Source organism: Streptomyces ficellus (genome assembly GCF_009739905.1).
Taxonomy (GTDB): domain Bacteria; phylum Actinomycetota; class Actinomycetes; order Streptomycetales; family Streptomycetaceae; genus Streptomyces; species Streptomyces ficellus_A.
Genome location: NZ_CP034279.1, coordinates 1941548 through 1955488, shown reverse-complemented (window position 1 = coordinate 1955488; position 13941 = coordinate 1941548). Strand labels below are relative to the sequence as shown.

The window sequence follows — 13941 nt, the reverse complement described above, 5'->3', positions numbered from 1 at the left end:
TAGCTGACGATGCGTCAGATGCAAAGGGTGGCCGACGCGGCCTCGGGCTCGGGGTCGTCCGCCCTCGCCGGCCGGGCGGGGCGCGGCAGCACCGCGTACAGCACGGCCGCCACCACGATCGTCACCAGCCAGCCCAGACCGTTCGCACCGATCCACGAACCGGCCAGCGGCCCCGAGAACCAGTCCACCTTGGTGAACAGCAGCCCCACCACCAGCGCCACGCCCCACGCCACCATCGCCGGCCACGCGAAACCACCGCGGTACCAGTACGCACTCGTCCGCGAGGTGTCCATCAGCGCCTCGCCGTCGTACGACCGGCGGCGCAGCATGTCCACGCCGAAGACACCGATCCACGCGGAGAACGCCACCGCCAGCAGCGTCAGGAACGAGATGAACGACCCGATGAAGCTGGTCGCCACCACCATCAGCAGGAAGCCGAAGACCAGCGAGATCACCGCGTTCACGCTCACCGCCCAGGTGCGCGGCACGTTGATGCCCAGCGTCTGCGCGGTGAACCCGGCCGAGTACATCGACATCGAGTTGATCAGCAGCATGCCGATCAGCGCGATCACCAGGTACGGCACCGAGATCCACGCCGGCAGCAGCTCACCGATGAACGACACCGGATCCTGCGCGGACGCCAGGCTCGGCGTCGACACCGCCATCACCGCGCCCATCAGCACCATCGGCAGCACCACGATGCCCGCGCCCCCGACGGTCGACCCGACGACCGCCCTGGACGACGCCGTACGCGGCAGGTAGCGGGTGAAGTCCGGACCGGAGGGCACCCAGCTGATGCCGCCCGCCGCGATCGTGCCGATCCCCGCGACCATCATCGCCGTCGACCCGGCCGGCCGGGCGAACACGGCGCTCCAGTCGGTGTTGGCGACCAGATGGACCAGCACCAGGACCGAGAACGCGCCGAACAGGTAGGTGGACCACGTCGAGCACACCCGCAGCGCGTTGATCCCGAGCCCCGAGACCAGGAACGTCGCCGCGACGAACAGCAGCAGCGTCACGATGATCAGTGGGGTGCTGCTCTCGATCCCGAAGAGCAGATCGAGCACCGTGAGCACGGCGTACGCACCGGTCACCGCGTTGATCGTCTCCCAGCCCCACCGGGCCACCCAGATCAGCGTCCCCGGGAAGAGGTTGCCGCGCTGCCCGAACACCGCACGCGACAGCGCCATGCCGGGGGAGCCGCCGCGCTTGCCCGCGATCGAGATCACGCCCACGATCCCGTACGACAGGACCGGCGCGGCGATCGCGACCGTCAGCACCTGCCAGAAGTTCAGCCCGTTGGAGACGATCAGGCCGGCGCCCATGGTGAGCAGCAGCACACTGATGTTCGCCGCGACCCAGGTGGGGAAGAGCTCCCGGACGTGACCGGTGCGCTCGGCATCGGGGACGGGTTCGAGACCGCGGGTCTCTATGGCGCCTTCGGCGTCGGAGGCGTGGGGCATGGGTCAGCTCCGTGCGGGGAGGAGGGGGAACCCGACGATCGTACGTTCCTCCCCAAAGAGGTCCAAACAGGGGCCACGGGCCCCGGTGCACGCTCCGGGACCGCTCGTCGTGGCGGTCGTGGCCGATACTGGACGGGTTATGGAAATCGTCATCCTTGCTGTAGTCATCGCCCTGGTCGCGATCGGCGCGATCAGCGGACTCGTGGTCGGCAGCCGCAGAAAGAAGAAGCTGCCGCCGCCCGAGGCGCCGCCGGCCCCGCCGACCATCACCGCTCCGCCCGCCGAGCCGCACGTCGGCGAGGAGGCGGAGACACCGCGGGAAGAACCGCGCCGCACCATCGAGGAGGTCGGCCTCCCGACGGCCGAGGAGGCCCTGGAGGCCCCCGCCGCCGTCGAGGACCCGCTCGTCGCGGCCCCGCCCGCCCCCGAGATCGAGGTCCCGGAGCCGACCGCCGGCCGGCTCGTCCGGCTGCGCGCCCGGCTCGCCCGCTCGCAGAACAGCCTCGGCAAGGGACTGCTCACGCTGCTGTCGCGCGAGCACCTCGACGAGGACACCTGGGAGGAGATCGAGGACACGCTGCTGACCGCCGACGTCGGCGTCACCCCCACCCAGGAACTGGTCGAGCGCCTGCGCGAGCGGGTGAGGGTCCTCGGCACGCGTACGCCGCAGGAACTGCGCACCCTGCTGCGCGAGGAACTGCTCACCCTGGTCGGCACCGACCTGGACCGCACCGTCCACACCGAGAGCGACCTGGACACCCCGGGCATCGTGATGGTCGTCGGCGTCAACGGCACCGGCAAGACCACCACCACCGGCAAGCTGGCGCGCGTCCTGGTCGCCGACGGCAAGTCCGTCGTGCTCGGCGCCGCGGACACGTTCCGCGCCGCCGCCGCCGACCAGCTCCAGACCTGGGGCGAGCGGGTCGGCGCGCGCACCGTGCGCGGCCCCGAGGCGGGCGACCCGGCGTCGGTCGCCTACGACGCGGTGAAGGAAGGTATCGCCGAGGGCGCCGACGTGGTGCTCATCGACACGGCGGGCCGGCTGCACACCAAGACGGGCCTGATGGACGAGCTCGGCAAGGTCAAGCGCGTCGTCGAGAAGCACGGCCCGCTGGACGAGATCCTCCTCGTCCTGGACGCCACGACCGGCCAGAACGGACTCGTGCAGGCCCGCGTCTTCGCCGAGGTCGTCGACATCACCGGCATCGTGCTCACCAAGCTGGACGGCACCGCCAAGGGCGGCATCGTCGTCGCGGTCCAGCGGGAGCTGGGCGTCCCGGTGAAGCTGGTCGGACTCGGCGAGGGCCCGGACGACCTGGCCCCCTTCGAGCCGGAGGCGTTCGTCGACGCCCTGATCGGGGACTGACCCCCTGGGGACCCCACCACGACGAAGCCGCCGGGGCGGCACCTCACGAGAGGTGCCGCCCCGGCGGCGTTCGACAACCCGCGTCCCACGGGCCCGCTACATGCCCGACCGGTGGCAGATGTACGCCAGCGTGCCCAGCAGCAGCCTCGCCTGCGGCGGGGCGCCCGCGTCCAGGGTGGGCGGGCGCAGCCAGCGGCAGGGGCCCAGGCCCGCGTGGTCCGACGGAGGCGCCGTGATGTGGGCGCCCGCACCCGGACACCGCAGGTCCAGGTCCGCGTCGTCCCACCCCATCCGGTACAGCAGCCCCGGCAGCTCCGCCGCCGCCCCGGGCGCCACGAAGAACTGCGCCCGGCCCGTCGGCGTCACGCACACCGGGCCCAGCGGCAGGCCCATCCGCTCCAGCCGCACCAGCGCCCGGCGCCCCGCCCGCTCGGCGACCTCCAGCACGTCGAACGAGCGGCCCACGGGCAGCATCAGCGCCGCGCCCGGGAACTCCGACCACACCTCGGTGACCGTGTCGAGCGTCGAACCCGCCGGCACCTCGGGCGCGAAGCCGAGCGGATGCGCCCCCGGGGCCGGGCAGGACACGTCGCCGCAGGAGCAGCGGCCGGAGGCGGCCCGGGCGCCGGGGACCACGTCCCAGCCCCACAGGCCGGTGTACTCCGCCACCACGGTGCACTCCGTGGCGCGGGCGCCGCGCCGACGCGAGCCGGACAGGATGCGGGTGCCGCCGATCGTGAAGCCCATGTCCCCTCCAACGGTGGAACTCGCCGGTGGTTACGACCCGGAGTTCCCCCGTGACCCTGTGTCGCCGCCGCGCTCCCACGGGCGGCGCACGGTGGTGCACGAGGTGGTGCGGCCCGTGGCGCGCGCCTGCACATGCCACCGTCCGCCGACTCCCGATCGTCGTAGTGTCAAGTGAATCGCGCCTGGCGGCAGGGGAGTTCATTCGAAGGGGTGGCGAATGGTGGCGTTTATGGAAACGGCCTCGCCGGACGGGTGATCGTAGGATTACTTTCAGTGCACGAACCCCCGGGGTAGAGGCCTCGCCGATGGGTATGCCGCAGGCAAGCCGGTTTCCTGTTCGAAGGGTGCAACCTCCGGACGGGCAACCACCTTTGACGGCATGCTGATACGGGTTCGCGCAACGGTGATCAGCGGATGGGGGCGTTCCAGTGGGCGGCAGTGGCGCAGACGGTACGAATGCCGGGAAGCGCCCGAACGAGCAACTGAGCTCGTGGTTCGTGCGCAGCGGCTGGTCCAAGGGCGAGCTGGCGCGCCAAGTGAACCGCCGGGCGCGCCAGATGGGCGCACACCACATCAGCACCGACACCTCACGGGTACGGCGCTGGCTCGACGGCGAGCAGCCGCGCGAGCCCATCCCGCGCATCCTCTCCGAGCTGTTCTCCGAGCGCTTCGGCAGCGTCGTCGCCGTCGAGGACCTCGGCCTGCGCACCGCGCACCAGTCACCCTCGGTGTCCGGCGTCGACCTCCCCTGGGCGGGCCCCCAGACCGTCGAGCTGCTCAGCGACTTCTCCCGCAGCGACCTGATGCTCGCCCGGCGCGGCTTCCTCGGCACCTCGCTCGCCCTGGCCGCCGGCCCCGCCCTCATCGAGCCCATGCAGCGCTGGCTCGTCCCCACCCCGGCCGCCGAACCGGCCCGCGCCGAACCGGCCGCCCCGCGCCGCCCCACCCGGCTCTCCCGCGCGGAGCTGGACCTGCTGGAGTCCACCACCGTCATGTTCCGCCAGTGGGACGCCCAGTGCGGCGGCGGCCTGCGCCGCAAGGCGGTCGTCGGCCAGCTCCACGAGGTCACCGACCTGCTCGGCGAGCCACAGCCCGCCGCGACCGCGAAACGCCTGTTCAAATGCGCCGCCGAACTGGCCGAACTGGCCGGCTGGATGAGCTACGACGTGGGCCTCCAGCCCACCGCGCAGAAGTACTTCGTGCTCGCCCTGCACGCCGCCAAGGAGGCCGGCGACAAGCCGCTCGGCTCGTACATCCTCTCCTCCATGAGCCGCCAGATGATCCACCTCGGCCGCCCCGACGACGCGCTCGAACTGATCCACCTCGCCCAGTACGGAAGCCGCGACTGCGCGACCGCCCGGACCCAGGCCATGCTGTATGCGATGGAGGCCCGGGCGTACGCCAACATGGGCCAGCCCGGCAAGTGCAAGCGCGCCGTGCGCATGGCCGAGGACACCTTCGGCGACGTCGGCTTCGACGACGAGCCCGACCCCGACTGGATCAGCTTCTTCTCCGAGGCCGAACTCAACGGCGAGAACGCCCACTCCTACCGCGACCTCGCCTACGTGGCGGGCCGCAGCCCCACCTACGCCTCGCTCGCCGAACCGGTGATGCACCGGGCCGTGGACCTCTTCTCCCAGGACGAGGACCACCAGCGGTCGTACGCGCTGAACCTGGTCGGCATGGCCACCGTGCACCTCCTCAAGCGCGAGCCCGAGGAAGCCACCAGGCTGGCCGAGTCCGCCCTCGGCGTCGCCCGCCGCATCCGCTCCGAGCGGGTGAACACCCGGCTCCGCAAGACCGTCGACACCGCCGCCCGCGACTTCGGCGACGTACCCGAGGTGGTCCGGCTCACCGACGTCCTCACCGCCCAGCTGCCCGAGACCGCCGAAGCGGTCTGACCCGCCACGGCCCGGGCGCACACCCGGGCCCACCGGCCCGTTCCGGCCACGATCCCGGACCCGGCCGCACCACCAGACCCCGGCCGCGACCGTCACCCCGTACAGCCCGACTCGGCTCCCCCATTGCCAGGTCAACAGGGTGACAGTCGCGGCCGGTCCGTGACGTGCGGCGAGGGTACTCCCGTTACATGCGCGTGACCCAGCGGTTCATGGCGGCGTAACACACGGGCGCTCTTCGTCACTGCGGCGAAACATCGTGCGGCATCGACGGAAACCGCGCTGCGCGAATCTCTGGCTCACAACCGGCCACCCCTCAAAGCCGCGCAAGCCCGGCTCCGCCCCGCACAGGCCGTACCGACGACGAGGAGACGCCGATGCCCCCAGGCATCACGACCCTTGCCGCAGACGCACCCACGCTGTCTGCCGCCAACACCGGGTTCATGCTCATCTGTTCCGCCCTGGTGATGCTGATGACACCGGCCCTCGCCTTCTTCTACGGAGGCATGGTCCGCGTCAAGTCCACCCTCAACATGCTGATGATGAGCTTCATCAGCCTCGGGATCGTCACGATCCTGTGGGTGCTCTACGGCTTCAGCATCGCCTTCGGCACCGACTCCGGCTCCGTCGTCGGATGGTCGTCCGACTACGTCGGCCTCAGCGGCATCGGGCTCACCGAACTGTGGCCCGGCTACACCATCCCGGTGTACGTCTTCGCCGTCTTCCAGCTGATGTTCGCGATCATCACCCCCGCCCTGATCAGCGGCGCCCTCGCCGACCGCGTGAAGTTCACCGCCTGGGCGCTGTTCATCGCCCTGTGGGTCACCGTCGTCTACTTCCCCGTCGCCCACTGGGTCTGGGGCACCGGCGGCTGGCTCTTCGAGATGGGCGTCATCGACTTCGCCGGTGGCACCGCCGTCCACATCAACGCCGGCGCCGCCGCCCTCGGCGTCATCCTGGTCATCGGCAAGCGCGTCGGCTTCAAGAAGGACCCGATGCGCCCGCACAGCCTGCCGCTGGTCATGCTCGGCGCCGGACTGCTCTGGTTCGGCTGGTTCGGCTTCAACGCCGGCTCCTGGCTCGGCAACGACGACGGCGTCGGCGCCGTCATGTTCGTCAACACCCAGGTCGCCACCGCCGCCGCCATGCTCGCCTGGCTCGCATACGAGAAGATCCGCCACGGCGCCTTCACCACCCTCGGCGCCGCCTCCGGCGCGGTCGCCGGCCTCGTCGCGATCACCCCCGCCGGCGGCTCCTGCTCCCCGCTCGGCGCGATCGCCATCGGCGCCGTCGCGGGCCTGCTGTGCGCCATGGCCGTCGGCCTGAAGTACAAGTTCGGCTACGACGACTCCCTCGACGTCATCGGCGTCCACCTCGTCGGCGGAATCGCGGGCTCCCTGCTGGTCGGCCTCTTCGCCACCGGCGGCGTCCAGTCCGAGGCCAAGGGCCTCTTCTACGGGGGCGGCCTCGAACAGCTCGGCAAGCAGGCCACCGGCGTTTTCGCCGTCCTCGCCTACTCCCTCGTCGTCTCCGCGCTGCTCGCCTTCGCCATCGACAAGGTCATGGGCATGCGCGTCAGCGAGGACGATGAGGTCCGGGGCATCGACCAGGTCGAGCACGCCGAGACGGCGTACGACTTCAGCGGCGCCGGCGGCGGTGCCGGCTCGCGCAAGACCCTCACCGAGCCCCTGCCCGCAGCGCCGAACAAGAAGGTGGACGCATGAAGCTCATCACCGCGGTCGTCAAGCCGCACCGGCTCGACGAGATCAAGGAGGCCCTCCAGGCCTTCGGCATCCAGGGCCTGACCGTCACCGAGGCCAGCGGCTACGGACGCCAGCGCGGCCACACCGAGGTCTACCGCGGCGCCGAGTACACCGTCGACCTCGTCCCCAAGATCCGCATCGAGGTGCTGGTCGAGGACGAGGACGCCGAACAGCTCATCGAGGTGGTGGTGAAGGCCGCCCGCACCGGCAAGATCGGTGACGGAAAGGTGTGGAGCGTCCCCGTCGAGACGGCCGTACGCGTCCGCACCGGCGAACGCGGCCCCGACGCACTGTAGAGACGGCACGGCAAAGGAGCCCTTGGGTGACGAGCACCGATGTGACAGGCGAGAACTCGGGACCCAGCGGCTACGCGGCGGCCCGGCTGCGCCTCCTGACCGGAGAGGCGCCGCCCGGGCCGCCGCGCCGTACCGCCCTCGCCCGGCTCACCGACGACTGGCTGGCCGCCCTCCACACCGCCGCCGCCCCGCCCCGCGGCACCGCGCTCGTCGCCGTCGGCGGCTACGGACGCGGCGAACTCTCCCCCCGCAGCGACCTCGACGTGCTCCTCCTCCACGACGGCACCGCCGACCCCGCCACCGTCGCCGCCCTCGCCGACCGCGTCTGGTACCCCGTCTGGGACCTCGGCATCGCCCTCGACCACTCCGTCCGCACCCCCGCCGAAGCCCGCAAGACGGCCGCCGACGACCTCAAGGTCCAGCTCGGCCTCCTCGACGCCCGCCACATCGCCGGCGACGCCGGACTCGTCGCCGCCCTGCGCACCACCGTCCTCGCCGACTGGCGCAACCAGGCCCCCAGGCGCCTGCCCGAACTCGGCGAACTCTGCCGGGACCGCGCCGAACGCCAGGGCGAACTCCAGTACCTCCTCGAACCCGACCTCAAAGAAGCACGCGGCGGCCTGCGCGACGCCACCGCACTGCGCGCCGTCGCCGCCTCCTGGCTCGCCGACGCCCCGCGCGAAGGACTCGCCGAAGCACGCCGCACCCTCCTCGACACCCGCGACGCGCTCCACCTCGTCACCGGGCGGACCACCGACCGCCTCGCCCTCCAGGAACAGGACCAGGTCGCCGGTGAGCTGGGCGTCCTCGACGCCGACGCGCTGCTGCGCCAGGTCTACGAGGCCGCCCGCACCATCTCCTACGCCGGCGACGTCACCTGGCGCGAGGTCAACCGCGTCCTGCGCGCCCGCTCCGTACGCCCCCGGCTGCGCGCCATGCTCGCCGGAGGCAAGGCCCAGCCCCCGCGCACCCCGCTCGCCGAGGGCGTCGTCGAGATGGACGGCGAGGCCGTCCTCGCCCGCACCGCCCGCCCCGAACGCGACCCCGTCCTCCCGCTCCGCGCCGCCGCCGCGGCCGCCCAGAACGGCATCCCCCTCTCCCTGCACGCCGTACGCCGCCTCGCCGCCACCGGCCGGCCCCTGCCCGAGCCCTGGCCCGCCGACGCCCGCGAACAACTCGTCACCCTGCTCGGCGCCGGCGAGTCCACCGTGCCCGTCTGGGAGGCGCTGGAGGCCGAAGGGCTGATCACCCACCTCGTCCCCGACTGGGAACGCGTCCGCTGCCGCCCGCAGCGCAACCCCGTCCACACCTGGACCGTCGACCGCCACCTCGTCGAGACCGCCGTCCGCGCCTCCGCGCTCACCCGCCGCGTCGGCCGCCCCGACCTCCTGCTGGTCGCCGCGCTCCTCCACGACATCGGCAAGGGCTGGCCCGGCGACCACTCGGTGGCCGGCGAGACCATCGCCCGCGACGTCGCCGCCCGGATCGGCTTCGGCCCCGCCGACGCGGGCGTCCTCGCCACCCTCGTACGCCACCACCTCCTCCTCGTCGACACCGCCACCCGCCGCGACCTCGACGACCCGGCGACCGTCGAGTCCGTCGCCGCGGTCATCGGCTCGCCCTCGACCCTGGAGCTCCTGCACGCCCTCACCGAGGCCGACGCCCTGGCCACCGGGCCCGCCGCCTGGTCCTCCTGGCGCGCCTCGCTCGTCGCCGACCTCGTCAAACGCGTCGCGGGCGTCCTCGCGGGCGACGCCCCGCCCGCCGCCGAGCCCGTCGCGCCCACCGCCGAGGAGGAACGCCTCGCCGTCGAGGCCCTCCGCACCGGCGAACCCGTCCTGAGCCTCCGCGCCGAGCACCCCTTTGACCAGCCGGAACCGGAACCCGTCGGCGTCGAGCTCCTCATCGCCCTCCCCGACCGGCCGGGCGTCCTGCCCGCCGTCGCCGGGGTCCTCGCCCTGCACCGGCTCACCGTCCGCTCCGCCGACCTGCGCGCCGTCGACCCGCTCGAAGCCCCCGGGGCCGCCGCCGTCCTCGTACTGAACTGGCGCGTCGCCGCCGAGTACGGCTCCCTACCGCAGGCGGCCCGGCTCCGCGCCGACCTCCTCCGGACGCTCGACGGGTCCCTCGACATCCGCGCCCGGCTCGCCGAGCGGGAGGCCGCCTACCCCCGCCGCCGCGGCGGCACGGCGCCCCCGCCACGCGTCACGGTCGCCCCCGCCGGGTCCGCGCTCGCCACGGTCATCGAGGTCCGCGCCCAGGACGCACCCGGCCTCCTCCACCGCATCGGGCACGCCCTGGAGGGCGCCGGCGTCCGCGTCCGCAGCGCCCACGTCTCGACGCTCGGCGCGAACGCCGTGGACACCGTGTACGTCACCGGCGCCGACGGCTCCCCGCTCCCGGACGCGCGCGCGGTGGACGTCGCCCGGCAACTGGAACGCGCGCTGGCCTGAGGCGCCGCTTCCGGCAGGCGGGGGGACGCAGTTTCGGCGGGCGGATACCCTGGGGGGCGAGTGTCCGCCCGACCCCTACACCCGAGGATCCGCGACCGCCGTGTTCGATACCCTCTCCGACCGCCTTGCAGCGACTTTCAAGAACCTCCGAGGCAAGGGCCGCCTCAGCGAGGCGGACATCGACGCCACGGCACGTGAGATCCGAATCGCGCTGCTGGAGGCGGACGTCGCCCTGCCCGTCGTCCGGGCCTTCATCAAGCAGGTCAAGGAGCGGGCGCTCGGCGCCGAGGTCTCGCAGGCGCTGAACCCCGCCCAGCAGGTCATCAAGATCGTCAACGAGGAGCTCATCGGCATCCTCGGCGGCGAGACCCGCCGGCTCCGGTTCGCCAAGAACCCGCCGACCGTGATCATGCTGGCCGGTCTCCAGGGCGCCGGTAAGACCACCCTCGCCGGAAAGCTCGGCAAGTGGCTCCAGGGCCAGGGGCACGCCCCGCTCCTCGTCGCCTGTGACCTCCAGCGCCCCAACGCCGTCAACCAGCTCTCCGTCGTCGCCGAGCGCGCGGGCGTCGGCATCTACGCCCCCGAGCCGGGCAACGGCGTCGGCGACCCGGTCCAGGTCGCCAAGGACTCCGTCGAGTACGCCAGGACCAAGCAGTACGACGTGGTCATCGTCGACACCGCCGGCCGCCTCGGCATCGACCAGGAGCTGATGCGGCAGGCCGCGGACATCCGCGACGCCGTCAGCCCCGACGAGGTCCTCTTCGTCGTCGACGCCATGATCGGTCAGGACGCGGTCAACACCGCCGAGGCCTTCCGCGACGGCGTCGGCTTCGACGGCGTGGTGCTGTCCAAGCTCGACGGCGACGCCCGCGGTGGTGCCGCCCTGTCGATCGCGCACGTCACCGGCCGCCAGATCATGTTCGCCTCCAACGGCGAGAAGCTGGACGACTTCGACGCGTTCCACCCGGACCGCATGGCGTCCCGCATCCTCGGCATGGGCGACGTCCTCTCGCTGATCGAGAAGGCCGAGCAGACCTTCAGCCAGGAAGAGGCCGCCAAGATGGCCTCCAAGCTGGCGAGCAGCAAGGGCAAGGACTTCACGCTCGACGACTTCCTGGCCCAGATGGAGCAGGTCCGGAAGATGGGCTCCATCTCCAAGCTGCTCGGCATGCTCCCCGGCATGGCGCAGATGAAGGACCAGATCAACAACATCGACGAGCGGGACGTCGACCGCACCGCCGCGATCATCAAGTCCATGACGCCGGGTGAGCGCCAGGACCCGACGATCATCAACGGCTCCCGCCGGGCGCGCATCGCCCGCGGTTCCGGCGTCGACGTCAGCGCGGTCAAGTCCCTGGTCGAGCGGTTCTTCGACGCCCGGAAGATGATGTCGCGCATGGCCCAGGGCGGCGGGATGCCGGGCATGCCGGGCATCCCGGGCATGGGCGGCGGGCCCGGCCGGCAGAAGAAGCAGCAGAAGCAGGCCAAGGGCAAGCGCAAGAGCGGCAACCCGATGAAGCGGAAGGCCGAGGAGCAGGCCGCCGCGGCCCGCCGCGAACAGGCCCAGCAGGGCGGCGCGTTCGGCCTCCCGGCCGGCCAGCCGGGCCAGGACTTCGAGCTCCCGGACGAGTTCAAGAAGTTCATGGGCTGACCCCCGGGGCCCCCGCCCCGCACCCGGCGACGTACCGGGGTGGGGCCGTGCAGGGTCGCCCCCGCAGGGGTTGGCGGCGCAGGCGCGGCTCCTCTACTCGTAACCCAGGGCCGCCGACCCCGAGGAGGCGAGCCCGGAGGGGCCACGCCCCCACCCACCGGGGGTGGGACCAGGCACCCGCCCGCAGGCGAACCGGCACGAGGCACCGCCCCGCAGCGAACCGGGACCAGGCGCCGCCCCGGTCCCGTTGTGCCCACCCGTCCCGCCCCAGCGGGACGATTGCCCACAACGGGTGGGGGTGGGAGCCGTCCTGCGGGACGATTGCCCAAGACGAGACGCACCAGGCTCCGGGTGTGTCCGTAATGCCGGTTACGGTCACCTCTCGCATCATGGCACCGTGGCCAATTCCGTACCCCCGCGCGACCGCACCGATCAGCCCTGGCGTTCCGAGGGCGCGCCGCCGCCGTCCCCGCAGCGCAGGAAGACACCCGGCTGGGTCTGGCTGCTCCTCGCGGCGCTGGCCGTGTTCGGGCTCACCAACCTGGCCCTGTCCTACTTCGGCGACGGCGACGAGCGCTCCCTGTCGTACACCGAGTTCAGCAGGCAGGTCTCGGACGGGAACGTCGCCAAGATCTACTCCAAGGGCGACGCCATCGAGGGGGAGCTGAAGGACAAGCAGCGGTTCACCACCCAGCGGCCGGCGTTCGCCGACGACGACCTCTGGGCCCAGCTGACGAAGCAGAAGGTCACCGTGACGGCCGAGCCGGTCGTCGAGAGACCGAGCCTCCTCGCCAACCTGCTGTACTCGCTGGCGCCGATCCTGCTGCTCGTCGTGCTGTGGCTGGTGGTCGCCCGGCGGATGCGGGGCGCGGGACTGGGCGGCGCGGGCGGCATGCTCGGACGCAAGGCCCCGCCGAAGCCGGTCGAGCTGGAGGTGGGCGGGCGGACCACCTTCGCGGACGTCGCGGGCATCGACGAGGTGGCGGGCGAGCTCAACGACGTCGTCGACTTCCTGAAGAACCCGCAGGCCTACCGGAGGATGGGCGCCAAGATGCCGCGCGGCGTGCTGCTCTCCGGCCCGCCCGGCACGGGCAAGACGCTGCTGGCCCGGGCCGTGGCGGGCGAGGCGGGCGTCCCGTTCTTCTCCGCGTCCGCCTCCGAGTTCATCGAGATGATCGTGGGCGTCGGTGCCTCCCGCGTACGGGAGCTGTTCAACGAGGCCCGCAAGGTCGCCCCGGCGATCATCTTCATCGACGAGATCGACACCATCGGCCGTGCCAGGGGCGGCGGCGCGGCCATGGGCGGGCACGACGAGCGGGAACAGACGCTGAACCAGATCCTCACCGAAATGGACGGCTTCTCCGGTTCCGAGGGCGTCATCGTGATCGCGGCCACCAACCGCGCCGACGTCCTGGACCCCGCGCTCACCCGGCCCGGCCGCTTCGACCGCATCGTGCACGTCAGCCCGCCCGACCGGGACGGCCGGGAGGCCATCCTGCGGATCCACACCCGGGACATCCCGCTGGACGGCGAGGTCGACCTGGCGCACGTCGCCCGGACGACGCCGGGCATGACCGGTGCGGAGCTGGCGAACCTCGCCAACGAGGCCGCCCTCCTGGCGGTCAAGCGCCGCCAGCACACCGTGACCCGGTCGGACTTCTCCGACGCGCTGGAGAAGGTCCAGCTCGGCGCCGAGCGCGCCCTGGTCATGCCCCTGGAGGAGCGGCGCCGTACCGCGTACCACGAGAGCGGGCACGCGCTGCTCGGCATGCTCCAGCCGGGCGCCGACCCCGTCCGCAAGGTCACCATCGTCCCGCGCGGACGGGCCCTCGGGGTGACCCTGTCGACGCCGGACGCCGACAAGTACGCGTACACGGAGGACTATCTGCGCGGCAGGATCATCGGGGCGCTCGGTGGCATGGCGGCCGAGCACGTCGTGTTCGGTGTGATCACCACCGGCTCGGAGAGCGACCTGGAACAGGTCACCAACATCGCGCGGGGCATGGTGGGCCGCTGGGGCATGAGCGAGCGGGTCGGCCGGCTCAGCGCCATCCCCGGCGACGCCCAGCAGGCGTACGGCCTGTCTGCCGCGCCCGCGACCCTGGACGCGGTGGACAAGGAGATGCGCCACGTCGTCGACGAGTGCTACGAGAGCGCCTGCCGGCAGCTCCAGGAGCACCGCGCCAGGCTGGACGCCCTCGCGGCGGCGCTCCTGGAGAACGAGACCCTGGAGGAGGAGGCGGCCTACCGGGCCGCGGGCATCACCCGCCTGGGCAAGGAATGACGGCGGGCCCCGCTCCTTCG

The 13941-nt window shown here is 72.4% G+C and carries 9 protein-coding genes; 7 read left to right on the top strand and 2 right to left on the bottom strand.

Annotated elements, in window-relative coordinates; genetic code table 11:
* Positions 1–14: 14 nt before the first annotated feature.
* A complete protein-coding gene (locus EIZ62_RS08385) occupies positions 15–1463 on the bottom strand; it encodes a cytosine permease (RefSeq protein ID WP_156692082.1) in 1449 nt (482 codons plus the stop codon).
* Positions 1464–1602: 139 nt separating this feature from the next.
* Between EIZ62_RS08385 and ftsY the strand changes: the two genes are divergently transcribed.
* Entirely contained in the window at positions 1603–2829 is a 1227-nt protein-coding gene (ftsY, locus tag EIZ62_RS08380) for a signal recognition particle-docking protein FtsY (RefSeq protein WP_156692081.1), read from the top strand.
* A 96-nt stretch (positions 2830–2925) separates the two neighbouring features.
* On the opposite strand, the gene EIZ62_RS08375 is transcribed toward ftsY, so the two are convergent.
* Complete coding sequence (locus EIZ62_RS08375) at positions 2926–3576, bottom strand: bifunctional DNA primase/polymerase (protein ID WP_156692080.1); 651 nt, start codon at positions 3574–3576, stop codon at positions 2926–2928.
* Positions 3577–4004: 428 nt separating this feature from the next.
* Between EIZ62_RS08375 and nsdA the strand changes: the two genes are divergently transcribed.
* From nsdA to ftsH, 6 genes are all read left to right on the top strand, one after another.
* Positions 4005–5477: a transcriptional repressor NsdA gene (gene nsdA / locus EIZ62_RS08370; RefSeq protein WP_156692079.1), complete on the top strand. Its 1473-nt coding sequence runs from the start codon at positions 4005–4007 to the stop codon at positions 5475–5477.
* A gap of 374 nt (positions 5478–5851) precedes the next feature.
* Positions 5852–7198, top strand: coding sequence for an ammonium transporter (locus EIZ62_RS08365; RefSeq protein WP_156692078.1), 1347 nt, complete (start codon positions 5852–5854; stop codon positions 7196–7198).
* Entirely contained in the window at positions 7195–7533 is a 339-nt protein-coding gene (locus EIZ62_RS08360; RefSeq protein WP_156692077.1) for a P-II family nitrogen regulator, read from the top strand. Before EIZ62_RS08365 ends, EIZ62_RS08360 begins: the two co-directional genes overlap by 4 nt.
* A 26-nt stretch (positions 7534–7559) precedes the next feature.
* A complete protein-coding gene (locus tag EIZ62_RS08355; RefSeq protein WP_156692076.1) occupies positions 7560–9986 on the top strand; it encodes a [protein-PII] uridylyltransferase in 2427 nt (808 codons plus the stop codon).
* A gap of 100 nt (positions 9987–10086) precedes the next feature.
* Positions 10087–11637: a signal recognition particle protein gene (gene ffh, locus EIZ62_RS08350; protein ID WP_156692075.1), complete on the top strand. Its 1551-nt coding sequence runs from the start codon at positions 10087–10089 to the stop codon at positions 11635–11637.
* A gap of 397 nt (positions 11638–12034) precedes the next feature.
* Positions 12035–13921, top strand: coding sequence for an ATP-dependent zinc metalloprotease FtsH (ftsH, locus tag EIZ62_RS08345; protein ID WP_156692074.1), 1887 nt, complete (start codon positions 12035–12037; stop codon positions 13919–13921).
* The last annotated feature ends 20 nt before the right edge of the window (positions 13922–13941 follow it).